This window comes from Desulfatiglans anilini DSM 4660, from assembly GCF_000422285.1.
In the GTDB taxonomy this organism is placed as follows: domain Bacteria; phylum Desulfobacterota; class DSM-4660; order Desulfatiglandales; family Desulfatiglandaceae; genus Desulfatiglans; species Desulfatiglans anilini.
The window spans coordinates 27428-50459 of the sequence record NZ_AULM01000024.1 but is presented as its reverse complement, the minus strand read 5'-3'; the positions used below and the strand labels follow the sequence as shown (position 1 = coordinate 50459).

Here is a 23032-nt window from a genome sequence, read left to right as displayed (position 1 = left end):
AGGACGGGAACGGGTTTGGCGGGGCGGGATCCTTTTCCGGCCGGATGTGTCAGGTGACAAGATGAAGCAGGGGCTTGTCCCCTGTCAAGCGGAAAGAAAGAGGGATCAGTCGTCTTCGATCCCGAAATCATGAATTTCGAGCAGCACGTGATCAAACGGCGCCTGGGTTTTTCTTTCGTAGCGGAAGACGCCGAGACCCCCGGCGGGTATTTGTTTGATTCGAGAGAAGAAAAAGGTCTCCTTCCGTTCGATGTTCTGCAGCAGGGTCACCTTGATGCCGTAACCGGTCAGGGTCCGGTCCCCGGAATTGCGTATCCCGCCCGAAAGGGAGATCCCGGAGTCCGTCTTTTCCCACTCCACTGCTTCGAGAGCGAGGTGATGCCGGTAGGTTGCTTTCTCGGCGCGATTGCGCTCGATGGCGATGGTTTCGAGCAAGACCATGAGGGTGAGCTTGTCCGCCGCAAAGTAGTCGCGCGCCTTCGCGACGGCCTCATCGAAGCGTCCGGCCCTGGCATCCTCACGGATCTCCCGCTTCAGCCGCTCGTCCTCGGAGCAGCCTGAGAACAGGATCAGCCATGCCGCTGCAGCGATGCCGGCCAGCACCCTCCTGATGGTGTGTCTTTTGAAAGAGCGGTCCTTCATGACGGAGGACTTTCGTTGTTCTGGACAATGCATGCTGTTGAAAGACGGCCGGTTCCATGAGGACGGCCGGCCCGGGAGGTCGGATCATGCTGAAAAAACGGCTCGCCTCCTGAAAGATCCGTGATCAGGATGGACTTGACAAGAGCCGTCCGGATGCGGCGACGCGCCGTCCGATGTTTCCAGGGGATCTTTTCCGGCGCATTCCAGGCCCCTGTCACTCTCGCCGCAAAAGGCCGTTCGACGGTCCCGAACGGCCTTTTGGTTGACATCGGCAAAAAGGCAAGTAGAATCCACAGGGTGGATGATCGTCTCGTTTTCGACAAGCCGCTCCCGAGTTGGAGGTCACTTGATGGAAAATATGCAGGACATTCGCAAGCACTACCGGTTTTCGACGCTCGACGATAAAAATCTCGCGGAGCTTGCGGGTATCTTGCTGCCGTATGGAGATCAACTGGCCGAGGATTTTTACACCTTTCTCCTGGAAACTCCGCAGACCGCGGCCTACTTCACCACCGATGCGGCTGTCGCAAAACGCAAATACACCATCAAGAGCTGGTTTCGAGACCTCCTGACGGCGGACTACGATCACCGGTACCTGCTTCGCCTGCAGCGGATCGGCAAGATCCACGTGAAGATCGGACTGAATGGGCATTACGTCAACGCGGCCATGAATTTCATCCGAACCTTCTGCATCAGCCACCTCGTCGCCGAGGTGCAGGACACCTCCCGCCGCCAGGACCTGGTGGAGACCATGAACAAGGTCCTCGACATCAGTCTGGACGTCATGACGAGTTCCTACCGGGAGGCCGAACTCAAGAAGGTGTTCATCTCGCACCGGGCGGAGCTCTGGCTGGTGCGCTGGGCCGAACGCCTGCTTCACGGCCTGAATCTGGTGCTCATGGTGGGGCTGGTGCTCATGTCTGCAGGGGTGGCGGGGCTCCTGGTCTCGGACATCCTTTATGCCCTGCGGGAGACCCTCGAGACCGGCATCATCCGCGCCCTCGGCTCCCTCCTGATCCTGTGGATGATGATCGAACTCCTCCACACCCAGGTGGAGCATCTCCGGGGGGGCGGCTTCCGTGTCCAGGTCTTTGTCGAACTGGCGTTGGTCGCCTTCATCCGCAAGCTGTTCGTGGCGGCCATCGATGAAAAGGACGCCGTCACCTTCGCTCTGCTGATCGGCGGCCTGCTGGTCCTCGGCATCGTCTTTTATCTGACCGCCAAGATCGAGCCTCGCAGCCGGTCCTGACAAGCGGACTTCTTCCCGGGTCCGATCGAGGGTGCCGCCAGGAACGGGGTTCACCCGGATGTTCACCCGCCCGTCATGTCGCGAAACGCCGCCTCGTCGAGGATCGTGATCCCCAACCGCTGCGCCTGGTCAAGCTTCGACCCCGGATCCCGGCCGGCCACCACGTAATCCGTTTTGCGGCTGACCGAACCGGTCACCCTGCCGCCGAGTTTCTCGATCAGGCGCCGAGCCTCCTCCCGCGTGTATCCTTGGAGCACCCCGGTCAGCACGAAGGTCTTCCCGGCAAGGGATGCATCCCGTGACTCCGCCTCTTCGACGGGGAAGGCGACTCCGCCCCTCTTCAGCTTTTCGATGAAGGTGATGTTCTTGGGGTTATTGAAGAAATTGGTCACGCTGAGGGCGATGGTGGGCCCGATCTCGTGCACCTGCTCGAGATCTTCCTTGCTTTGGCGGGCGAGGTTTTCGATGGAATGGAAATGGTGTGCGAGCACACCGGCCAAATGCCTCCCGACGTTTCGGATCCCCAAAGCGTAAATGAGGCTCGTGAGCGTAGGATTCCGGCTGTTTTCAACGGCCGCCAGAAGGTTTTCAGCCAGTTTGTCCCCCATGCGGTCCATCTTCATGAGGTCTTCCCTGGTGAGAAAATAGAGGTCGGCCGGATCCCGAATGATCCCTCTGTCCACCATCTGTTCGAGGAACTTGTAGCCGAGTCCTTCCATGTCCATGGCCCCTTTGGAGACGAAATGGGCCAGATGCTCCTTGACCTGCGCGGGGCAGGCGATGCCCGTGCAGCGGTGGATCGCTTCCCCCGGCAGCCGCTCGACCTTGGAGCCGCATACCGGGCAGGTCTCCGGCATGGTAAAGGGCGGCGGGTCGCCCCGGCGTTTGGAGTGGATGACCTTGACCACCTCGGGGATGACGTCCCCGGCCCTCTGGATAACGACGGTGTCCCCCACCCGCACGTCCTTCTTGTGGACCTCGTCTTCGTTGTGGAGGGTTGCGCGGCTCACCTCCACGCCTCCCACCCGGACCGGCTCGAGCAGCGCGACGGGCGTCAAGGCGCCCGTGCGCCCCACGCTGACGAGAATGTCCTTGACGACGGTGTGTTCCTGCTGGGGCGGGAACTTCCACGCGACGGCCCATCGAGGGCTTCGGCTGAGTTCCCCGAGGCTCCGCTGAAAGTCGAAGGCGTCCACCTTGATGACGATGCCGTCGATTTCGTAGGGGAGGCTGTCACGGATCTCCAGGATCTCATGATAGAAGGCGTGCACCTCTTCGGCGCTTCTGCAGAGGCGGATGTGCGGGCTGACCCTGAACCCCAGTTTTTTCAGGGCTTCAAGTGTTTCCCACTGGGTCGCCGGTTGGGGGGAATCCATCCGGCCGATGCCGTAAGCGAACATGCCCAGGGGGCGTGAGGCGGTGATGCGCGGGTCCAACTGCCGCACGGACCCGGCTGCGGCGTTGCGCGGGTTGGCGAAAAGGGGTTCTCCGCGTTCCACGCGGTCCCGGTTGAGCGCTGCGAAATCCTCCTTGCTCATGATGATTTCACCCCGCACCTCGATCGTATCGGGCACGGGGTTCCCCATGAGCTTCAGCGGGATGGATTTGACGGTCTTGAGGTTGTGTGTCACATCCTCACCGACCGTCCCGTCTCCTCGGGTCGCCCCGAGGGAATACGCCCCTTTTTCGTATCGGACCTCGACCGCCAGACCATCGAATTTCGGCTCGACGGTGTAATGGATATCCGTTTCGGGCACCTTCAGCAGATCCTTGACCCGCCGGTGAAAATCCCGAAATTCGGCCTCGGTGGTGCACTTGTTGAGGCTCAGCATGGGGACGGTGTGCCGGAGCGTCCTGAATTTTTCAAGCGGTTCCGCTCCGACTCTCTGGGTGGGCGAGTCGGGTGTGACCAGTTCGGGGTATTTCTCTTCGAAGGCCTTCAGTTCGTCGAAGAGCCGGTCATATTCGGCATCCGAGATCTCGGGGTTGTCGAGGACGTAATACAGGTGGTTATGCCGCCGGATTTCCTCACGCAGGTGCCTGACGCGTTCGATTTCCCGGGGTGTGGGCTTGCTCATGACGCCGTCCTTGGGTTCCACAGCCGATCGACTTGGCAGAATGGTTCGGTTGTCCTGCCTATTTTGCGACGTCTTGAATGGTTTCTCCGGCCCGCTCGACGTCCCTTCCGAAGCCCTTGATGGTGTTACAGGCGCTGAGGGAAAAAAAAAGAAGTCCTGCCAGGAGGAGCACACAAATTTTCTCTGTTGCAGGCATCATTTGACGACTTCCTTTCTATCTGCTTTATAATCGCCGGACCCGGTATCCCTGTCTGTTCACCCAGAAGAAGGACAGGGTGGGTCGAGGCTGCTGCGAGCGATGCAATTCAACAAATTTCCATTATACCATATTTATAGCCACGCACACCTCCAATTTCGTGGATTCCAGGACCGATGCATCATCGTTTGAAGAACCGGGCGGCCGGGCTTGCCGGGGGATGCCCATGACGCCGCTCTTGGACAAGCCTTTTCCCGGACGTGCCTCCGAGAAAAAAGGGGCAGGGCGAGATTAAAGAATCTCCGCCGGATCGAGCCCCTGTCTGCGCCGGATGGCCTCGAGCAGCCCCCCGCAGCCGGTCATCATGTTGTCCCCGAAAGGAGCGCCGTAGACGATGGGTAGCCGGGAATCCTTCAACAGGGCGCGTTTGGGTCCTGTTGCGATGATCGGCAGTGCGTCTTCCCAGGGGAAACGCCGCCGGGTATACGCCCCGTGTCCGCCTTCGCGCAGGATTTCCTCGTGGGTGAGTTTTCCTTCGGGCAGGTCTTTCAGCAGACGGTCTAGACTGGAGGCCGTGATGTCCCGCGTATGATACTCGAAAAATCCGGCGATTTCGTCTCGTTCGAGCGCGGCTCCCACGGTGTGGGAGGTGGCCACGTCCAGCACCATGACCCTTTCTTTAGCGAGGGCGGCACGGTCGCGTGAAGCGCCCAGAATGGCCGCCATCCCGCTGTCCATGACGTAGATCCCTTCTTCCACCGGCAGTTTCCGCGCGGATTCCGCAAGCGATTTCAAGCGGTTCATGGCAGCCGGCACTTCCTCCGCGCGGTATAGAAGCGCGGACGGGGAGGGACTGCGGTCCAGGATCTCCGTGAAAAGGTGGTGCCGGAAGTCGAGGTGCGACACCCCCGGAGGGGCCACGCCATGGTCCTGGGCGCAGAGGCCGACGCAATCGAAGGCGAAGGGCACCCCGAAGCTTTCGATGAGCCTGCGGATGCGCTCCGGGTCGACGTCCGCCAGTTCGAGCCGGTTAAGACCGGGATCTTTCATCCGTTCCAAGGCTTGGGCTGCGTCCACGACCTCGATTCCCCAGGAACGGACCTTCTCCACGTCGTGATGGAGGGTTGCAGCCGCCTCGGTGGTCATGACCACCCGGGCCGAATCGGCCTTGCCGCGTAAAATGCTCCCAAGAGCTCCGCCGCCCATCTCACAGCCGGTCAGGAGGATGTCCCCCTCGATGGCCGACGCCTCCTCGGCCAGACGCCGGACGGGTGATTTGACCACCGCCTTGTAGTGAATATCGAGTGCGGCATCCCAATACAGCACATCCATGGTGCCTGCGCCGACATCGATCAACAAATAACGTTCCATCTCCGGAATGTCTTCCTCCTCTAGGTCAATCGGTTTCGCCGGTGACTGGCTTTCTCACGAACCAGACAAGGGCGACCGCCAGGACGGCCGCGAGGGTGCAGATGACGAAGGCCGCATTGTATCGGCCGGTGGTGTCGCGCAGAAAACCGGTCACCCAGTTGGCCACGATGGCCCCCAGCCCGTAAAACGGGGTCCACATCCCGATGACGCTTCCCATGTACTCCTTCGGGAAGTAATCGCCGGCCGATGCCCCGTAAATCGGAAAGGTGACGCCGTAAAAAACGGCCATGGCGCCTACGGAGACGTAGAGCCATTGCCACGAGGGGCCGCTTAAAAGAATCCCAGCCAGGCTGGCGGCGATCATGCTGTTGGAGATGATGATCGTACGCCTTCGGCCCAGATAGTCCGAAAGGGGCAGCATCGTGAGGACGCCGATCACCTGACAGGATCCGTGCACCGTCGCCAGCAGACTCGCCTTTTCGAGGGGCAGCCCGAGCTGGTCCTTTGCATAGTCGACCATGAAGGTGGTGATCCCGTACAGGCCGTAGGAGGCGCAAAAGTAGCTCCACCCGATGAGCCAGAAGTTCCGGTGTCTGAAGACCTTCCGGAGCGGGATCTTCCGTTTCGAACCCCCCGTCGTCAGGGGGATGCCGATATCCTTCAGGCCCCAAGGCACGGCGCCGGCCGCCTCGGGGCTGCTCCGGAGGAGCCCGCCGTTCAGGAAGACCATGCCAAGGGCCCCGGCAGCCAAGAAATACCAGGCATGGCGCCAGGTGAAGTTGGTGACGATCCACGGGAAGGCCGCCCCCATGGTCGCGAATCCCAAACCGTAACCCGTCGAAAGGATTCCCAGGGCGAGTCCCCGCCGGTTAGGGGCGAACCAGCGCTGGACCACCGTGATGACCGGCGTCCACATCCCTGTCGCCCCGAGTCCCACGACGGCATAGGACAACAGGACCGTCCAGAGCGAATGGGACCGTCCCATGGAGAAGAGGCCGGCCGCCAGGATGAAGGCGCAGGCGGTGATGATGCGTCTGGCCCCCAGGCGGTCGGTGAGATAACCCGTCAGGGGCGTGAGGGCGATATAGGCGAAAAGATAGGCATTGAAGATGGAGCCGCTCGCGGTGCGGCTGAGGTCCAGTTCCTTGATGATTTCGGGAAGGACGACGCCGTAGCCGAGGCGGGCGGAGTAATTTACGAAGAGATCCAGGAAACAGGTTCCCAGAATCACCCAGGCCCAGTGAAAGGATTGCCGTTTCAGCGCCGGTCCTCCCTGTATTGAAGGTTCCTGATGCCCGTCCGGAAGATGTGGAATGCCTTCCTTCTACCAGAAATTGTCGCCTCAGGCCAGAGGTTATCCCGGGCGGTCGATAGGGTTGCTTCTGGAGCATGCGGTCGGGTTGGCTGCGGAGGCGCTGCATAACGGATTTTTTTTGCAGGATCTTTCCGGCGAATCGACCGATCGGCGGAGAGGGATGCGAAGGCCACACATGTTTGAATTTCGAACGAAAAAGGGTTGGCCTCTCTTTTCTGTTTCAGGACTATGGAGCCATCCGTCGATAGTGTGGTATACTTCGGTGAAAAACCCCCGAACGGCCCGAAATTACCTGCCTTCCCGGCAGGAAAGATCCTTCCCGCAGAAACGTCGATTCCATTTTGCCACGATTTCAAAATGGGGTGGATCGACGAGGAAACGCGTCGCAGCACCCGACAGGCGAACCAGCAAAGGATTTCCCTCTAAGGAGGTTCATTTTGCACGGAACCCTTTTCGGAGCAGGAACTGAATTTGGAAAGTGCTCGAGGCCCTGGAGGGTGATCCGTTCGGTTGACGAATTCACAGTGGGAAACAAGAGGACCGACTGCAGTCCATTTCACATAGAAAGGAGCGGTTATGAAAGACGATGCCATAAAGATCAGGCTCATGAAAGCTGATGACTTTGAGGCCGTCCTCGAGATCGATGAAAAGGTCGTAAAGGAATCGCGCCACGAATACTACAAAGCGAAATTCGAGAAGCTCTTCGAGACGAAGGACTATGTCCCGGTGTCGCTGGTGGCCGAAAAAGAAGATGGAAGCGTCGCCGGTTTCGTCATGGGGGAACTCTACATGGGGCAGTATGGCATCTTCCAGGAGGAGGCCACGCTGGACACCATCGGCGTCGACCCCGATTTTCAGCATCAGGGGATCGGTGCCCGATTGATCGCGGAATTCGTCGATCATCTGAAACGGGTGGGTGTCAAGAAAATCAACACGCTGGTTGCCTGGAACGATCCTAAGCTGATCCAGTTTTTCAGTGCCAACCGGTTCTATCCATCCATGACGATCAATCTGGAGCGGAATATCTAGATCCGTCCGGGAAAAAATTTCTCCGTTCAACCCGGTTTCTCATCCGGAAATGAGGATCTTTTCTTCGCACGCTTTGCGGCGGGGCCCGGTTCGCCGATATCGAGGAGATCAAGCGTTTGCGCGGAGGCGATCTGCAGGCCGCCGCACAGGCAAACGCGCGGATTGACCCCGGGGTCGGCCATAATGGGCATTTCCGGATGGAAACGTTAACGGCGGCTGGATCCGCCCAAAATGCCTCCCAGCACACCGCGCAGGATCTGGCGGCCGATCTGACTCCCGATCGTGCGAGCAGCCTGTTTCGCCATGGTTTCCAGCACCCCCTGACGGCGCTTGGTTCCCCACAGAAGCCCGCCGAGTCCGCTGCGGTCCTCAGCGGACTCCGGGCCTCCGGGTGACCGCGCCTCGGGAGGTTCCGCGGCCGCCCGGCGGGCGAGGATCTCGTGGGCCGACTCGCGGTTCAGGCGGGTGTCGTACTTGCCGGTTAGCGGGCTGCGCGCCCGTATCATCAGGCGTTCCTCAGAGCTGATCACCCCCATGCGGCAGCGCGGCGGGCAGATCAGGGCGCGCTCCACGGGCATGGGAAAGCCCTTTTCCTGGAGGGTCGAAACCAGGGCTTCTCCGACGGCGAGTTCGGAGATGACACGGGCGACATCGAGTTTGGGGTTCACGGCGAAGGTCTCGGCGGCCGAGCGGACCGCCTTCTGATCGCGCGGCGTAAAGGCCCGCAGGGCGTGCTGGATGCGGTTGCCAAGCTGACCGAGGATGTCGTTGGGCAGATCATCCGGGTACTGCGAGCAGAAATAGAGCCCTACGCCTTTGGAGCGAATGAGCCGGACGGCCTGTTCGACGCGGCGGCGCAGGACCGGCGGGGCGTCATCGAAGAGGAGATGGGCTTCGTCGACGAAGCAGACCAGCTTCGGCCGGTCGAGGTCGCCCACCTCGGGCAGGTTCTCGAAGAGCTCCGACAGGATCCAGAGGAGCAGACTGGAGTACAGGCGCGGTTTCAGAATCAGCCGGTCTGCGGTGAGGATGTTGATGATCCCGCGGCCGCTCAGGTCCGTCCGCATCAGATCCGGGAGTTCGAGCCCCGGTTCGCCGAAAAGGGCCTCCGCTTCCCGGTCTCCGAGGGAGATAAGGGCGCGCTGGATGGCGGCCACGGATTGGGCGCTGACCAGGCCGTAGGCCGCCGACACCTCCTTGCGGCTGGCTGCAACGAGCCCGAGCAGGGCGCGAAGGTCGTCCAGATCGAGCAGCAGCAGGCCCTGCTCATCCGCCAGCCGGAACACGATTTCCAGGACCCCCATCTGGACCTCGGTCAGTTCGAGGATCCGGCCGAGGAGGGCCGGCCCCATCTCGCTGATGGTCGCTCTGACCGGATGGCCGGAGTCGCCGTAGACATCCCAGAAGATGACGGGATTGCCTTCCTGGGTGTAATCGGGGATGCCGATCCGGGCGACGCGCTCCCGGATCTTTTCGTTCATGGCGCCGGGCATGGCGAGACCCGCGATGTCGCCTTTGACGTCGGCGATGAACACGGGCACGCCGAGGCGTGAGAAACCCTCGGCCAGCACGAGGAGCGAGACGCTCTTGCCGGTGCCCGTCGCCCCGGCCACGAGGCCGTGGCGGTTGGCGTAGCGCGTGAGCAGGTGAACGGGCTGCTCTCCTTTGCCGATCAAGATCCGGTCCACGGAAGACCTCCTTTCAGACCCCATTCAGGATTGACAATAGAGCTCGAAGGCGCCCCGGCGGGTCCAGGCCGCCGGCCTGATGCAGGCCTCTTCGTTCAGCCGGTGGATCCGGCGGCAAGGGGCCGCCGTGCCCGAAACCTGCACCGCAGGACTTCAGCCTTTCCAGGATGGGTACATCCGCAAAAAGACGCTTTCCGCAATCAAAACCGGTCAGATGTCAACATACCCGTCCGGTGCAAGGCTCGTGGCAAGCATCACTCGGTTGATGTCAAGGTGTTCCATCCACACAGGGGTTTCCTGATGGGCGGGATCGAGCCAGAATCCCTCGATTTCGCCGGCGAGCGGTGCGTATTTCATCAGACGGTTGACCAGCCCCTGGAGTTTCCGGGTCTTCAGGGGGAGTTCGCTTTCGTGGACCAGAAGCCGCTCTGTCTTTGCAAGGGCGTGCAGGCCGATGGACAGCCCCAGTTCCCTGAAGGCCAGCCGCTGTTCCGCCGGCCGTTTGATGGGGCTGCTCTTCGTATAAATCTTGAGCCCTTGGAGCGACGCCTCCAGGACGGCTTCGAGCAGACCGTTGCCGAGGAAGTCCCCTCGGGCCGTCAGTTGGGCCAGACGGAAGCCGTCGCACAAGAGCCCTCCGATCCCCAGGGGATCGTCCGTCGCCCAGTTCTTTCCGGCGCAGATATCGGCCAGTTCGGCGATTTCGGTCTCGAGATCGGGCCATCCGTCCTTTTCCGTCTTTCGTGAGGGATTGGAGTCGATCTGCATGAAGGTGATGAAGCCGTCGAGCGGGTCATGGTGCCCCATGGCCTTGACGAGAGGATAGGAGAGATCGATGCTCATCTTCCAGACCATGCGCCGTTCGAGGCCATTCGCAGCGGAGTAGACGAACCGCGTGTAGGCGGTCCTGGCCAGCTCCGAGGCCCATCTCCCGTACTGGTTTTCCCCGAGCAGGCGGGCGGCGCGATCGAGCGCGTGCATCCATTTGGTCAGATAGTGGAAGTATTGTCCGTCCCGATTCCATTCCAGACGCTCGTCGAAGGGTGCTGAGAGGCCTCTCTCATTCAGTTTTTTGCCGATGCGGAGCCCGCCGGCCGTTGGGTGGTCTTCACCGTTCCGGTGGCTGAGACCGCTGATCCAGCCCTCTCGCAAATCATCTTCACGGTGCCGGCCCAGGACGTGGTGAACCTGATCGATGAGGTTTACGGCAAGCTGCCGGTGCGACCGATCTCCGGTGGTTCGATACAGGCCCAGGAAATTGCACACGGCAAAGGCATCCGTCCAGAGATAGCGGATCGGCGGCCGGGTGGCGGCAGGAGGGATCCCTGTCTCTGCAGCGAATCGCGTCATCATCGCCTGGGCTTCCAAGAGGGCGTCAGTCTCGGGCATGGGTTGTTCCATTCGAAAAAAAGATTGCGCTCCGAAAGATTTGCATCCTGCAAACGGGACCGGATTTTACTGTATCGCAGAGCCGATATCAACCGGTTCGAACGTTTTCCCTTGTGCGTGTGCGCGTTTCGGGCCGGAGGCTTCTCTCGGCCCGCCCTGTCCCCGGAAGCAGTTTTCGGCCCGCCTTTCGAGGCTGCCTGCGGGCTGCTCGTTCACCGAGGCCGACCGGTGCAATCACGGCCTCGGGATGGTGTCCGAGGCCGATCCTTTGAGCCTGCCCTTTTTCTTGTCGGGCCAACGGGCGATGTACCAGTTGGCGGCGGCCGGCGCCTTCTGGAACAAGACGACCCCGATGACCGCGGTGACGAAGATATAGATGCCGCTGAATATCCGCAGCTGAGGTAAGGCCAGGCTGGCGATGACGGCCGAGAATTCACCGCGGTGCACCATGGAAAAGGCCGCCCGGCAGGCCGTCTTACGGGCCAATCCGAAGAGGCGTCCCCCGAGGAAGGCGGTCAGAATCTTGCCTGCGACAGCCCAGAGGGCCATCACGATCATCAACGGGACGAAGGGCACGCCTTCGCCGAGGGTGATCGTGGTACCGAACCAGAAAAAGAAGAAGGGCAGGGTGATGTCCCGGATGGGGGCGATCAGGTGCTCGATTTCGCTGGATTTACCGGTTTCGGAAAGCATCATTCCGGCCAGAAAGGCCCCCAGGATCTCGGAAAGCCCCAGGGTCATGGCGGCGCCGGCGTAGGCCAGGGCGATGCCGGCTGCGAGCAGAGGCATGAAGTCCTGCTGCATGTAGCGGGCCAGGAAACCTTCCATGCGCTTGAAGGCATAGTGCCCGATCACGATGGCCCCCGTCATGAGCAGGATGATCTTGAGCAGGAGCAGCCCGAGAAAGCCGATGGTCATCTCCTCGCCTGTTCTCGCGGCGGCGATGAAGGAGACCAGAATCGGTGAGATCAGGTCTTCGAAGATCAGCAGGGCCAGGATGAACTCCGTCTCCGGGTTGGCGAGGCGCTTCTGCTCCTCGAGAAGCTTGGCCGAGATGGAGGAACTGGTCGCGTAGGCGACGGATCCGAGCACGAAGGCGGCCAGGGGATTCAGTCCGAACAGGAGCGCCAGCGCCATGGCGCCGCCGATATTCAGCAGAACATCCATGAGACCGGCCGGCCAGATGCGCCGGCTGATCTCGACCATACGGGCCAGAGGGAATTCGAGCCCCAGGATGAAGAACAGCAGGACGATGCCGACTTCGCCGGCCAGGTGGATGGCCTCGTTTTCCCGGAAAAACGATGTCAGCGCGATCCCGAGTACGATGTAGACCAAGACGGACGGCAGGCGCAGTTTCTGCGAACTGAAACTGACGAAGAAGAAGCTGCAGAGGATCAGCCCTGCGAGGAGCAGAAAGGGCAGCTGAGCCATGGTTTACTTCCTATGGGACAGAGAGCGTGTCGGGCTCGAGGGCTTCGATCAACACTGGCACAAGGACTCCAGGGTCTTGGTCTGGTCGCGCGTTCCGATGGACATCAGGATGTCCCCGGGCTGGATCACCTCGTTCACATCGGGGCTTCCGATCATCTTCTCCCCGCGCTGGACGGCGATGACAGTTGCACCGGTGCGTTTCCGGATCTGCGATTCCAGGATCGATTTGCCCGCCAGGCAACTCGCGGGCGCTACCTTCAGCCAGTCCACCCGCAGGTTCTTCATGAGGAATTCCATCCGGTCGTCGGTTACCGGCTGATAGTCCACGCCCAGAAGAATGGTCCCCACCTGGCGGGCCTCCTCGTCGGTCAGCAGAAACGTTTGGCTGGGGTCGTCCTGGTCCGGGTCCTCGAAATAGTAAAACTCCCGGTTTCCCTGGTGATGGACGATAACGACCAGGCGCGCGCCCTCGGCTGTCTCGAGGGCATAGCTCTTGCCGATGCCCGGCAGTTCGCTGGTTTTGACTTTCATAACGGCTCCTTTCCTGATTTTCCCCAGGGGAAGATACCATAAGCGGGCGCCCTCGAAAACATGAAAACGTGTTACCTGCCTTGTGCAGAGGTGTTCGGTTCCATCCAGATCTCGGCGACGGCCGCACACGTCAGCCCGAAGGGCAGATATCCGGCATATCCCAGGATCGGCATCGCGAAGATCCTGGAGCCCTGGACAAAGGGAACGGTGTATTCCCAGCGGGAGAGACTGCCCGCGTTCCACATCTCCCAGAAAAAGCCGCACAGAAGCGCCGCGAGAGACCAGCTGACAACCCCCCGCCAGTTCCCCTTCGGGATGCCTTCGAGAGGGTGCCGGCCGCCGGTCAGGGACTGCAGGGCGACCATGATCAGGAGCGGCGCCACCCAGAGGCCGGCAAAGAGGAGGTCAGGCCAGACGCCGATGCCGGCCAGAACGGCAGCCGACAGAAACAGCGTCCACGCGGCGAGGCGTGCGGGGTGCCGGGGCCGGATAGGCAGGACGCCCTCGAAGGCCCGGCGGATCCAGGGAAGAGTGAGCAGCCAGCGTTGCGTGGAAAGAACGGCCGGCAGAACGGTCGAAAAGGAGATCGTGGCGAAAAGGGCATAATGCCAGGCGCCGTATTCGCTGCCGAGGTAATGCCAGTTCTGCACGAAGCGGTTGAGGTATTCGAAGAACCACCAGAAGATTGCGCTGAGCGGAAAAAGCAGGATAAACCGCCCGGGCCGGCTGCTGAGGGGGCAATGTCCCAGCCGTTTATGGATCAAGGCGTTCATCGTCAAAATGTAGCCGAGCCAGAGGGGGAAAAAGGTGTGCGGCTGAAAGGGGGCGAACCAGGAAAACCGTGTCCAGGCGAACAGCCAGGCGGCGGTTCCCCATCCGATCCCCGCCCAACCCCACCATGGAAAGGGCCGCTTCGTTGGAAGAGCGGGGGCCGGGGCGTTTCTCGACCGGGCCCACAGAAAAAGGATGAACGCAAGCGCGCCTGTTCCGACCAGGGCGTAAACGCAGAAGACCGGCCATGAAAAAGGCGCGTGGGAGACGAAATCCGAGCGCGGCGGGAATGCGAAGTACGGTCCGATCGGGCGCCCTGCCATCAGGACGCCTGCGGGTGGAAGCCCCAAAAGCATGGCTGCCGCCAGGGCCCATTTCGGTATACGGGTGAGGGGTGATTGCGGTATCATGCCGAAACAGTAACGCAATTTTGAAACAGGGTCAATCCGCTCCGGACCGCTGGCGCAGCCGGGCCTGCATGGGCGCGGCCGGATTTTGCGGATCGGGCGGCTTTGGGCCGGGAAGGAGAGAGGCCATGATTGGGGCGATAGCGGGTGATATCGCAGGATCGGTTTATGAGGGAACACGCATGAAGACCAAGCATTTCGTCTTGTTTTCGGACCTGTGCGTCTACACGGATGACACGGTGCTGACGGTTGCCCTGGCGGACACGATCCTGACGGGAACGCCCTATGTGAAGAATCTGAAGACCTTCTACCGGTGGTATCCGCACGCCGGATACGGCGGGAGCTTCCATCGCTGGGCACGGCGCGAAGACTCGGAGCCTTACGGCAGTTGGGGGAACGGGGCCGCCATGCGGATCAGTCCGGTCGGGTATGCCTATCACGATCTGGAGACCGTTCTCGATCAAGCACGCGGGTTTACGGAGGTGACCCACAACCACCCCGAAGGGATCAAAGGCGGGCAGGCGGTTGCCGCAGCGGTTTTCCTCGCGCGGACCCGGCATTCGAAGGAGGAGATCCGGACGTTCATCGAGACGCGCTTCGCGTACGATCTGAGCCGGTCGATAGACGAGATCCGCCCGGGCCATCCGTTCGATGTGTCGTGCCAGGGGAACATTCCCCCCGCGATCAGGGCTTTTCTGGACTCGACGGACTTCGAGGACGCGATCCGGACGGCTGTCTCTCTTGGCGGAGATACGGACACCCTGGCCTGCATCACGGGAGGCATCGCACAGGCGTTTTACGGAGGGATTCCGGAGGATATCGAGAAAAAGGTGTACGCGATCCTCGATGAGCGGTTGAGCGCGATCACCAAGGCCTTCATGAACCATTACTGCAGAACCTGATCGTTGGACGTCGACAGGCGGGTGTCTCGGCCGTGATTGAGCGAGAGGGCGGGAGGAGAGATTGTTACTTCCGGATGGGCACCCTTTAGGCATTGAATCTGGCTTCTTGTGTTGCCGTCTGTTTTCTGGCACATTACGCAGGTATGGCCGATGGATCGGTTTCGAGAGACGGATTCGATCGGGAAAGGGGGTGATGCGACAGGTATCCCGCGTGGCTGAAGAAAGATGATCCCTTTCAACGCTAATGATCCAAAAACGGAGGTCGGGACCATGAGGGCGATATGGTGTTTGGCGATTGGCGTGCTGGTTGCGAGTGTCACCCTGTTTTGCGGTGGGGCCGCTGCGGAGGAAAAGCCTGTCAAACTAGGGGCGATGTTTATTTCGTCCGGCAAGATGGGGGGGTACGGCAAACACGGTGCCCAGGCGATTCAACTGGCTGTCGAGGAGATCAATGCCGCCGGCGGCATCCTCGGGAGAAAACTGGAGGCGACCACCGAAGACACCCAACTGAACAAAGAACGGACGATAGAGATCGCCAAGCGGTTCATTCTTACCGACAAGGTCGATTTCCTGATGGGCCCGACGTCGAGCGGTCTGGCCATGACGCTCCTGGACATCGCAAAAGAGCACAAGAAGATCCTGATCGCAACCCAGGCTGCAACCGACGCTCTTACAGGCGCGAATTTTTCCCCTTACCTCTTCAGCACGCTCAGCAATGCCATGATGCATTCGCGCTCAGGCGCCTATCTGATGGCAAACAAACCTTACAAACGCTGGATGGTGGTCGGCCCGGACTACAACTACGGACATTCCTCATGGGAGATGTTCATTACCAAACTGAAGGAATTGAAGCCCGATGTCGAAGTGGTGGGGGAGGTCTTCCCGAAATTCATGGCCACGGATTATTCGGCAGCCATTGAAGAGGTGTTGAAAATCAAGCCCGATGCCGTTTGGTGTCCTCTCTGGGGGGGGGATTCGGTCGCGTTCATCAAGCAGGCGCTGCCGAAGGGGTTGTTCGACCAGGTAAAGTTCGCTTTTCCGGTCGGCGGGGCTTTGGAAACGCTCATTCCGGTCGGCAAGGATATGCCGGAAGGGATCTTCATGTCCACGCGCTATTTGTTCACGACGCCCGATTCGGCGCTGAACCGAAGATTCGTGAAGGCCTACAAAGAACGATTCAATGAGTATCCGGATTACATGGCGGGGGAGACCTACGCCGGAGTGACCTTCATCAAGGCGGCCGTCGAGCGCGCAGGCAGCACGGATGCTGAAAAAATCATCGCAGCGGTCGAAAAGGAGCCTTTGGCCTGGGAGAGTCCTGAGGGATGGAAGATCATGCGGGCCGAAGATCATTCGGTTGTCGAGGACTGTCTCTGGGGGGAGACCGTCTTCAGCGAGGCCTATGGTTTTCCGGTGTTGAAAAACATCCACTATGTGCCGGCCGAGGAGATCTGCAGGACCCCCGAGGAACTGAAGGCGGTGCGGGAGGGGTATCGGAAAAGCCTGCAGTAGCCGAGAAGCCCGCAGCGGTTGAAGGCTGCTTTCGCGGAGGTGGAGGAGTCATGGAGAGGATTGCGACCGACAAGGCACCTGCGGCCGTGGGGCCTTACGCTCAGGCGGTGAAGTCGGGGGAGTTGCTCTTCTGTTCGGGTCAGATCGGGATTGATCCGCGCACAGGAAAGCTCGCCGGTGAGGACATCGAGGCCCAGGCGGGGCAGGTCCTGGAAAACATGCAGAAGGTCCTGCTGGCGGCAGGGTTGGGGATGAACGACGTGTTGAAGACGACGGTCTTTCTCGTGGATATGAAGGAATTCCCCGTGGTGAATGCCGTATATGCCAAGGCGTTTGGAGACCACCGGCCGGCGCGGTCCACCGTCCAGGTCGTAGGGCTGCCGCTCGGCGCCAGGATCGAGATCGAATGCATCGCCGACGCCGGTCTTGCCGAACGCCAGGTTGGATGAGCGGGTGACCCTCCATGGCTGATTTTCCGATCCCTGGAGAGCATCCGGCGGGGGGCGTCGGCCGGCTCCGGATGTGTCCTGGCCTGATGTCGACCGAGGCTGGCGGTTGCCCCTCCGGCGCCGACCGGGCGCATTCCAGGAGAAAGCGAAAGCCGTTCAGCGCATGGATTTCGAGCGGAAAGAAGGAGCAGGCGCATGGGATATGAGACCATCATAGTGGAGATCGGGGATGATTATGTCGCGGATGTGACGCTCAATCGTCCGGAAAACCTCAACACCTTCAACGTGGCGCTTGCAACGGAACTTGGGCAGGCGCTCCAGGAACTGGATGCGGATCAGCGGGTGCGCGTGATCGTGCTGAAGGGCGCAGGAAAGGCCTTTTGCGCGGGCATCGATGTCGGAGATTTCCACGGCAAGAGCGCGCTCGAATACCGCGAGTGGATCGGGTGCATGGAGCGCCCCTTGGTTGCCATCAGCGGCTTGTGCAAGCCCGTGATCGCCCAGGTTCACGGGGTCGCGGCGGCGAACGGTGCAGGCTTGGTGGCCGCCGCGGATCTGGCTGTTGCAGGCGAGTCGGCGCGGTTGGGTTTGACGGCCATCAATGTCGGTTTGAACTGCATCGGCCCCGTTGTGCCGGTTGCGCGGTCCGTCGGCAGGAAGAAGGCCCTCGAGATGCTTTTTTTCGGGGATCTCGTCCCAGCCAGAGAGGCTTTGGCGATGGGGCTTGTAAACCGGGTTTATCCTGAAGAGGCCCTGAAGATGGAGACCCGCAGATGGGCGGCTGCCCTCGCTCAGAAAAGTCCGGTGGCTTTGCAGATCGCCAAAAAGGCCTTCTACGCGGCGGAGGATATGGAATATCACCAGGCCTTCGAGTACATGAACGAGGCGTTCGCCCGCTTGTGCTGCACCGAGGATGCCCCTGAAGGCATCCGGGCCTTCAAGGAGAAAAGGCTCCCTGTCTGGAAAGGGAGATGACCGCTCGACCGGAGCCGGGCGGATAACCACAGGCGGTCCGCCCGGCTCCGGTAGGGGTGTGTGTGCAAAAGCTGTTTCCGATTCGGGCGCGGATCGGCGCGGCCTGGGCGGGTGCCGTCCTGGTGGTCCGGCTGAAAGGCCTTGGGCGATGTAGGCATCCGGTTCGTCCCGGCGTCGGCTTTGGGTATCTGCCTATCTGCCTCGCTCGTGCTTTTCCCCAGGTGCGGCGCCGTTTTCCGTCATGGGGCTCTCGTATACGCCGGTGCCGATGAAGTATTCTGTTCCGGGAATCGGTTCGACATACCCCAGCTTCAGCTTTTCCCCCTCTGACCCGGGCTTGATCCAGTGGTAGGTTACGAACCCGCCGCCTACCCGGGCGGCCTCGGCCAGTTCACGGATCACATACTTGCCTTTTGCATCCTGATAGTCGTATAGATTCTTCCCGACGAGGTTTTTCTGGGTGGCATGGGCGATGTTGCGGCAGTCGAGGTCATACACATAGAAGTAGCCGGACCGATCGGGGTAGAATCGGATCGGCTCGATGAAACGGCGGATGAGGGTGATGCGCTGCCCGGGATCTTCCTGGCCCCGGCACAGGGCGCCGAGCCCTTCGGCGGCGCAGTGCACTGCAATCACCGCCCCTTGGGCCTCGCAGGTATTGGAGATCTTGCCGGCCTTCGCCGCCGACTCCATCGAGGCATGCATGATGATCAGACACGCCAGCGCGACCAGGTACGAAGAGAAGGGGATTTTTCTTTTGTCTGAGGTCATTTCCAAAACCTCCTTGTAAAAGGATTGACGGGATGAACCCTTTGCCGAGCGATGGACGGCTGCCCGGGCATGGTATCCTTTGACCGGTCAACACGGGCTACGTATCATATTTTCTTGAGCAGGCCAAGGGCAAATCCGGTTTGCGTCTTCCGACCGTCGGCGGGTGCAGCACCCGAACGTCCGCCGGCCGGAGGCTGAGGGGAGCTTGATGATGGCTGGAAGGGTGTGTCCGCCTTTTATCGGTTATATTCTCTTGAATCCTTTGAGGCGCTTGATCGAGAACCCCGAGAAGATGCTGGGCGGTCTTGTTCAACAGGGGATGACTGTCCTCGAGCCCGGCTGCGCGATGGGGTACTTCACGCTTCCGCTTGCGCACATGGTCGGCCCTGCAGGCAGGGTTGTGGCGGTCGACATTCAGCCCAAAATGCTCTCCGCCCTCTCGCGCCGGGCACGGAAGGCCGGTCTGGAGAAGCGGATCGACATCCGGCAGGGCGGATCCACCGGGATGGGCATTGTGGATCTTGCCGGAGAGGTGGACCTTGTGGTGGCGATCCATGTGGTCCACGAGTTGCCGGATCCGGCGCGGTTCTTCGAGGAAGTGAGAGGGGTCATGAAGCCCGGGGCGAAGCTGCTGATCATAGAACCGAAAGGCCATGTTTCAGTGGCTCGATTCCGCGAAACCGCCGCGTTTGCCGAGGCCGCCGGTCTGGCGGCTGTCGAGGGTTTGGCGGATCCCCGGGCGCGGAGGGCGCTGCTGCGCAAGCTGTGATCCGGTTCGGCCCCATTCCTTCAGCCAGGACCCGGCTGGTCCGAGGTCCATTGATCGAAACGTTTTTTTGGGGCTTGACCCGCCGTTTGCGGCGCGGACGAAACGCGCCGACCCATGCCGGGACCGGCCGGGAAGGCCTTGTTCGGATCATAATTGAAGACTGATCAGTGAGGTGGAGACGATGCGTAGCCTTCCAAAACGGATCTGCTTTGCGGTTGTTGCAGCGGCATGGATGTGCGGATGCGCAGGGTTTCTGCGCTCCATCGAGCCGCCGCAGGTCGGGCTGTCCGACCTTCGCATCCAGGCGATCCGGCACTTCGAGACCTTGTTGGAGGTGGATCTCAGGGTGGTGAACCCGAATGATTTTCCTCTGATCATCCAGGGGGTCGCCTGCGATCTTGCGCTGAACGGGCAGCATTTCGGTTCGGGGGTCGGTAAGGAAGGAGCGACTATTCCCGCTTTCGATACGGGGATTGTTTCGATCGTCGTGTACTCTTCCATGATCGACCTTTTCAGGGGATTTCTGAAAATGCCTGATCGGGAGGAACTGGTTTACAGCGTAAAGGGCTCTGTAAGGGTGGCCAGGGAGAGGGGCGGAACGGTCAAGATCCCCTTCGAGAGCGAAGGGCGTTTCAGGTTGCAGCCTTTTGATTCCGACAAGGTGAGTACGGAGCGGAGAGTTCGTGCGGGAGCGCGTGAAGCGGATGATTATTCAAGCGTCAAAAGATCGGATACAAGGAAAGAGAGTGTCGAATGTCATTGAACCCACCGATCCGAAACATCGTTCTCATTGGCATGCCGGGGGCCGGGAAAAGCACGGTGGGTGTGATCCTGGCGAAGATGGCGGCGATGGGCTTCGTGGACACGGACCTCCTCCTGCAGGCCTCCGAGGGCCGCTCGCTGCAGGAGATCGTCGATCAGGAGGGGTTTATGGCGCTTCGTGCGATCGAGGAGCGGGTCCTGCTCGGACTCGACCTGCAGGGGCATGTCATTGCCACGGGGGGAAGCGCCGTTTACAGTGAGGCTGCGATGGGGCACCTCAAGGGGGCGGGGGTCGTGGTGTTTCTCGATGCGGCGGCTGAAACGCTCGAGCGGCGCATCCAGGACTTCGCGACGCGGGGGATCGCCAGGCGGCCGGATCAGAGCTTCGCTGAACTCTACGGCGAACGGCTCGCCCTCTACCACCGTTATGCAGACATCCGGATCGACTGCGCCGGTCTGACCCAGGAAGCCGTTTGTGCGCGCATTATCCGGGCGCTCGATGGGGGGAAAGCGTGAAATCCACGAGGCCGTCTCCTCTCGTCATGTTGAACCGGATCACCCTTGCGTTCGGAGGGCCGCCGCTGCTTGCCGACGTGGATCTCCAGGTCGAGCGGGGGGAGCGGATCTGTCTGATCGGGCGCAACGGCACCGGTAAGTCGACGCTGCTCAGGCTGGTCCACGGGGAACTCCGGCCCGACGGCGGCACGATTACGCGCGCTTCGGGTCTCCGGACCGCCCTGCTTCCTCAGGAGGTGCCCCTGGACATGGAAGGCAGCGTCTATGATGTGGTCGCCTCCGGTCAAGGCCTTTATGCGTCCCTCCTGCAGGAATACCATCACATCCTCCTCGCCTCGCGCAGGCATCCGAAAGAGACGGATTCGGCCCGTCTCGAACAGGTCCGGCGGACCCTGGAGGCCGGAGACGCCTGGGAACGCCATCAGCAGGTGCAGGAGGTCATCTCGCGCATGGATCTCGATGAGGCCGCCGACAGCGGAACGCTCTCAGCCGGGCTCAAGCGGCGGGTCTATCTGGCCCGTGCCCTCGCCAACGAGCCGGATATCCTGCTGTTGGACGAACCCACCAACCACTTGGATCTGGACGCCATCCTGTGGATGGAGCAGTTCTTGCTGCGCTCGGTCAGGACGATGCTTTTCGTGACTCATGACAGGGTCTTCCTCGACCGGCTCGCCACCCGCATCGTCGAACTGGACCGGGGGATGCTCACGTCCTTTCCCGGCCGCTACGAGGACTACCTTGCCCGCAAACAGGCGCTCCTCGAGGTCGAGGCCAGGCGTAACGCCGCTGTCGACAAGCAGCTGAAGCGTGAGGAGGAGTGGCTCAGGCAGGGGATCAAGGCCCGGAGGACCCGCAACGAGGGGCGGGTGCGGGCCCTTATGGAGTTGCGGGCCGAGGTCGCCCGGAGGCGTTCCCTGAGCGGCTCCGTCCACCTGGCTGAGCATGAGCTCGAAAGATCCGGGAAGCGGGTCATCGAGGTCCGCGGCGTTTCGTTCGGGTACGGGGGGGCTCCCGTTGTCCGAGATGTTTCCACCACCATCCTGAGGGGTGACAAGGTGGGGATCATCGGGCCCAACGGCTGCGGCAAGACGACCTTGCTGCGCATTCTGCTCGGAGACCTGGAGCCCGAAGCCGGTCGCGTGAAACACGGTGAAAATCTCGAAGTGGCCTATTTCGATCAGCTGCGCGCCCAACTGGATCCGGACAAGACGGTCCAGCAGAACGTGGCCGGGGACGGCGACAAGGTCATCGTGGGCGGCAAGGTCCGGCACGTCATCGGATACCTGCAGGACTTCCTGTTCACCCCCGAGCAGGCGCGAGCGCCTATCACGCGCCTTTCCGGCGGAGAGCGGAATCGTCTGCTGCTCGCCAAACTCTTCACGCGCCCGGCCAACCTGCTGGTGCTCGATGAACCGACCAACGACCTGGACATAGAAACCCTCGAACTCCTGGAGGCCATGCTGGTGGAATTCCCCGGGACCGTGCTGATCGTGAGCCATGACCGGGCCTTCCTGAATCATGTCGTGACCTCCGTCCTGGCCTTCGAAGGGGGAGGACGGGTGACCGAGGTTGTGGGCGGCTATGACGACTGGCTGAGACAGCGTCCGAAGGATGCGGCGGCTTCGGGGCCGGAGAAGGCGAAGCATGCGAAGCCCCGTCCACGCAAAGAGGCCCCGCGCAAGCTCACGTTCAAGGAGCAGCGGGAGCTGGAACTTTTGCCTGACCGCATCGAAGGCCTCGAGGCCGAAAAACGCGACCTCTTCGCGGCCATGGCCGAGCCTGAGCTTTATCGGTCGGCCGGGGCCGATGTGACGCGGCTCCAGTCCCGGCTCCATGCCCTCGAGGAAGAGATCGATGCGGCCATGGCCCGCTGGGAGGAACTGGAGGAGGTGAATCTCCAATCGGCCAAGTGAACCTTCCCGCCCGAACAGGCAGCAACGGAGCCATGATGGCGCCCGCGGCGCTCTCCGCCGCTGCCGCCGGGCAGATGATCCATCCTGCACGAATCCGTCAGACATCCCCCCTCCTTTGATCCGGCGGCGGACGGCCCCCGGCCTGTGCCCTTTTTCGGGTCGTGATCCTTGGATCGCTCCTCGTTGCCGCACGTTCCCTCTCCGAGCCCCCGGTCTTTACAATTCCTCGACAGGTCTTATTTTATAACCGTGACCTTCGTTGGTGTTCCTTCAGAAACAATGATCGAACGCCGGCGGATTCCGGTCAGACAGGAAGACCATGTACCAGACGCGCTGGCCGATGCCTGCGGCATATCAGGCGGAGGG

21 protein-coding genes are annotated in these 23032 nt (G+C 61.2%); 10 read left to right on the top strand and 11 right to left on the bottom strand.

All coding sequences use genetic code 11. The features are described 5' to 3' along the window. Positions 1-105: 105 nt before the first annotated feature. The gene (locus H567_RS0115050) at positions 106-642 is read right to left on the bottom strand and encodes a hypothetical protein (protein ID WP_028322037.1); all 537 of its coding nucleotides are present in this window, start codon (positions 640-642) and stop codon (positions 106-108) included. 349 nt (positions 643-991) lie between these two features. On the opposite strand from H567_RS0115050, the gene H567_RS0115040 reads away from it, so the two are divergent. After that, on the top strand, positions 992-1891 hold the full coding sequence (locus tag H567_RS0115040; RefSeq protein WP_028322035.1) for a protoglobin domain-containing protein: 900 nt from the start codon (positions 992-994) through the stop codon (positions 1889-1891). A gap of 62 nt (positions 1892-1953) precedes the next feature. Here the strand turns inward: H567_RS0115040 and ligA are convergent, their stop codons facing one another. The 4 genes from ligA to H567_RS0115020 all read right to left on the bottom strand — a co-directional run bounded on the left by ligA (position 1954) and on the right by H567_RS0115020 (position 6767). Next, positions 1954-3969: an NAD-dependent DNA ligase LigA gene (gene ligA / locus H567_RS0115035; protein ID WP_028322034.1), complete on the bottom strand. Its 2016-nt coding sequence runs from the start codon at positions 3967-3969 to the stop codon at positions 1954-1956. Between the two features lie 58 nt (positions 3970-4027). Then, a complete protein-coding gene (locus tag H567_RS29970; protein ID WP_153306212.1) occupies positions 4028-4165 on the bottom strand; it encodes an entericidin A/B family lipoprotein in 138 nt (45 codons plus the stop codon). 291 nt (positions 4166-4456) lie between these two features. Then, positions 4457-5536, bottom strand: coding sequence for a DUF1786 family protein (locus tag H567_RS0115025; RefSeq protein ID WP_028322033.1), 1080 nt, complete (start codon positions 5534-5536; stop codon positions 4457-4459). Positions 5537-5561: 25 nt separating this feature from the next. Continuing rightward, positions 5562-6767 (bottom strand): MFS transporter, encoded by a 1206-nt coding sequence (locus H567_RS0115020; protein WP_028322032.1) that lies wholly within the window; start codon positions 6765-6767, stop codon positions 5562-5564. 660 nt (positions 6768-7427) lie between these two features. Here H567_RS0115020 and H567_RS0115015 point away from each other — a divergent pair. Continuing rightward, positions 7428-7880: a GNAT family N-acetyltransferase gene (locus H567_RS0115015; protein ID WP_028322031.1), complete on the top strand. Its 453-nt coding sequence runs from the start codon at positions 7428-7430 to the stop codon at positions 7878-7880. A gap of 206 nt (positions 7881-8086) precedes the next feature. Here the strand turns inward: H567_RS0115015 and H567_RS0115005 are convergent, their stop codons facing one another. The 5 genes from H567_RS0115005 to H567_RS0114975 all read right to left on the bottom strand — a co-directional run bounded on the left by H567_RS0115005 (position 8087) and on the right by H567_RS0114975 (position 14046). Beyond that, complete coding sequence (locus H567_RS0115005) at positions 8087-9568, bottom strand: helicase HerA-like domain-containing protein (RefSeq protein ID WP_028322030.1); 1482 nt, start codon at positions 9566-9568, stop codon at positions 8087-8089. Between the two features lie 210 nt (positions 9569-9778). Continuing rightward, complete coding sequence (locus tag H567_RS0114995; protein WP_028322029.1) at positions 9779-10957, bottom strand: hypothetical protein; 1179 nt, start codon at positions 10955-10957, stop codon at positions 9779-9781. 234 nt (positions 10958-11191) lie between these two features. After that, positions 11192-12388, bottom strand: coding sequence for a cation:proton antiporter (locus H567_RS25210; protein WP_035254637.1), 1197 nt, complete (start codon positions 12386-12388; stop codon positions 11192-11194). Positions 12389-12436: 48 nt separating this feature from the next. Beyond that, the gene (locus H567_RS0114980; RefSeq protein WP_028322028.1) at positions 12437-12919 is read right to left on the bottom strand and encodes a cation:proton antiporter regulatory subunit; all 483 of its coding nucleotides are present in this window, start codon (positions 12917-12919) and stop codon (positions 12437-12439) included. A 71-nt stretch (positions 12920-12990) separates the two neighbouring features. Continuing rightward, positions 12991-14046: a hypothetical protein gene (locus H567_RS0114975; protein WP_153306211.1), complete on the bottom strand. Its 1056-nt coding sequence runs from the start codon at positions 14044-14046 to the stop codon at positions 12991-12993. 179 nt (positions 14047-14225) lie between these two features. Between H567_RS0114975 and H567_RS0114970 the strand changes: the two genes are divergently transcribed. The 4 genes from H567_RS0114970 (at position 14226) to H567_RS0114955 (ending at position 17935) form a co-directional block, all read left to right on the top strand. Further along, positions 14226-14999 (top strand): ADP-ribosylglycohydrolase family protein, encoded by a 774-nt coding sequence (locus H567_RS0114970; protein ID WP_028322026.1) that lies wholly within the window; start codon positions 14226-14228, stop codon positions 14997-14999. A 270-nt stretch (positions 15000-15269) separates the two neighbouring features. Further along, on the top strand, positions 15270-16511 hold the full coding sequence (locus H567_RS25205) for an ABC transporter substrate-binding protein (protein ID WP_161626633.1): 1242 nt from the start codon (positions 15270-15272) through the stop codon (positions 16509-16511). Between the two features lie 50 nt (positions 16512-16561). Next, a complete protein-coding gene (locus tag H567_RS0114960; protein ID WP_028322025.1) occupies positions 16562-16960 on the top strand; it encodes a RidA family protein in 399 nt (132 codons plus the stop codon). Between the two features lie 195 nt (positions 16961-17155). Then, positions 17156-17935, top strand: a complete 780-nt coding sequence (locus tag H567_RS0114955) for an enoyl-CoA hydratase/isomerase family protein (protein ID WP_028322024.1) — start codon at positions 17156-17158, stop codon at positions 17933-17935. A gap of 192 nt (positions 17936-18127) precedes the next feature. Here H567_RS0114955 and H567_RS0114950 read toward each other — a convergent pair whose 3' ends face one another. Beyond that, positions 18128-18706, bottom strand: coding sequence for a cache domain-containing protein (locus H567_RS0114950; RefSeq protein ID WP_028322023.1), 579 nt, complete (start codon positions 18704-18706; stop codon positions 18128-18130). A gap of 208 nt (positions 18707-18914) precedes the next feature. Between H567_RS0114950 and H567_RS0114945 the strand changes: the two genes are divergently transcribed. The 4 genes from H567_RS0114945 to H567_RS0114930 all read left to right on the top strand — a co-directional run bounded on the left by H567_RS0114945 (position 18915) and on the right by H567_RS0114930 (position 22666). Beyond that, the gene (locus H567_RS0114945) at positions 18915-19475 is read left to right on the top strand and encodes a class I SAM-dependent methyltransferase (RefSeq protein ID WP_153306210.1); all 561 of its coding nucleotides are present in this window, start codon (positions 18915-18917) and stop codon (positions 19473-19475) included. A gap of 181 nt (positions 19476-19656) precedes the next feature. Continuing rightward, on the top strand, positions 19657-20238 hold the full coding sequence (locus H567_RS0114940; protein ID WP_084517365.1) for an LEA/WHy family protein: 582 nt from the start codon (positions 19657-19659) through the stop codon (positions 20236-20238). Further along, positions 20229-20753 (top strand): shikimate kinase, encoded by a 525-nt coding sequence (locus H567_RS0114935; RefSeq protein WP_035254635.1) that lies wholly within the window; start codon positions 20229-20231, stop codon positions 20751-20753. The genes H567_RS0114940 and H567_RS0114935 overlap by 10 nt, the downstream gene beginning before the upstream one ends. Further along, on the top strand, positions 20750-22666 hold the full coding sequence (locus H567_RS0114930; protein WP_028322019.1) for an ATP-binding cassette domain-containing protein: 1917 nt from the start codon (positions 20750-20752) through the stop codon (positions 22664-22666). Before H567_RS0114935 ends, H567_RS0114930 begins: the two co-directional genes overlap by 4 nt. Positions 22667-23032: the final 366 nt, after the last annotated feature.

Bases quoted from the DNA above. Each gene is read 5' to 3' on its own strand.
- H567_RS0115050 (WP_028322037.1), bottom strand. From the start codon at position 642: ATGAAGGACCGCTCTTTCAAAAGACACACCATCAGGAGGGTGCTGGCC.
- H567_RS0115040 (WP_028322035.1), top strand. From the start codon at position 992: ATGGAAAATATGCAGGACATTCGCAAGCACTACCGGTTTTCGACGCTC.
- ligA (WP_028322034.1), bottom strand. From the start codon at position 3,969: ATGAGCAAGCCCACACCCCGGGAAATCGAACGCGTCAGGCACCTGCGT.
- H567_RS29970 (WP_153306212.1), bottom strand. From the start codon at position 4,165: ATGCCTGCAACAGAGAAAATTTGTGTGCTCCTCCTGGCAGGACTTCTT.
- H567_RS0115025 (WP_028322033.1), bottom strand. From the start codon at position 5,536: ATGGAACGTTATTTGTTGATCGATGTCGGCGCAGGCACCATGGATGTG.
- H567_RS0115015 (WP_028322031.1), top strand. From the start codon at position 7,428: ATGAAAGACGATGCCATAAAGATCAGGCTCATGAAAGCTGATGACTTT.
- H567_RS0114995 (WP_028322029.1), bottom strand. From the start codon at position 10,957: ATGCCCGAGACTGACGCCCTCTTGGAAGCCCAGGCGATGATGACGCGA.
- H567_RS25210 (WP_035254637.1), bottom strand. From the start codon at position 12,388: ATGGCTCAGCTGCCCTTTCTGCTCCTCGCAGGGCTGATCCTCTGCAGC.
- H567_RS0114980 (WP_028322028.1), bottom strand. From the start codon at position 12,919: ATGAAAGTCAAAACCAGCGAACTGCCGGGCATCGGCAAGAGCTATGCC.
- H567_RS0114975 (WP_153306211.1), bottom strand. From the start codon at position 14,046: ATGCTTTTGGGGCTTCCACCCGCAGGCGTCCTGATGGCAGGGCGCCCG.
- H567_RS0114970 (WP_028322026.1), top strand. From the start codon at position 14,226: ATGATTGGGGCGATAGCGGGTGATATCGCAGGATCGGTTTATGAGGGA.
- H567_RS25205 (WP_161626633.1), top strand. From the start codon at position 15,270: ATGAGGGCGATATGGTGTTTGGCGATTGGCGTGCTGGTTGCGAGTGTC.
- H567_RS0114960 (WP_028322025.1), top strand. From the start codon at position 16,562: ATGGAGAGGATTGCGACCGACAAGGCACCTGCGGCCGTGGGGCCTTAC.
- H567_RS0114955 (WP_028322024.1), top strand. From the start codon at position 17,156: ATGGGATATGAGACCATCATAGTGGAGATCGGGGATGATTATGTCGCG.
- H567_RS0114950 (WP_028322023.1), bottom strand. From the start codon at position 18,706: ATGACCTCAGACAAAAGAAAAATCCCCTTCTCTTCGTACCTGGTCGCG.
- H567_RS0114945 (WP_153306210.1), top strand. From the start codon at position 18,915: ATGATGGCTGGAAGGGTGTGTCCGCCTTTTATCGGTTATATTCTCTTG.
- H567_RS0114940 (WP_084517365.1), top strand. From the start codon at position 19,657: ATGCGTAGCCTTCCAAAACGGATCTGCTTTGCGGTTGTTGCAGCGGCA.
- H567_RS0114935 (WP_035254635.1), top strand. From the start codon at position 20,229: ATGTCATTGAACCCACCGATCCGAAACATCGTTCTCATTGGCATGCCG.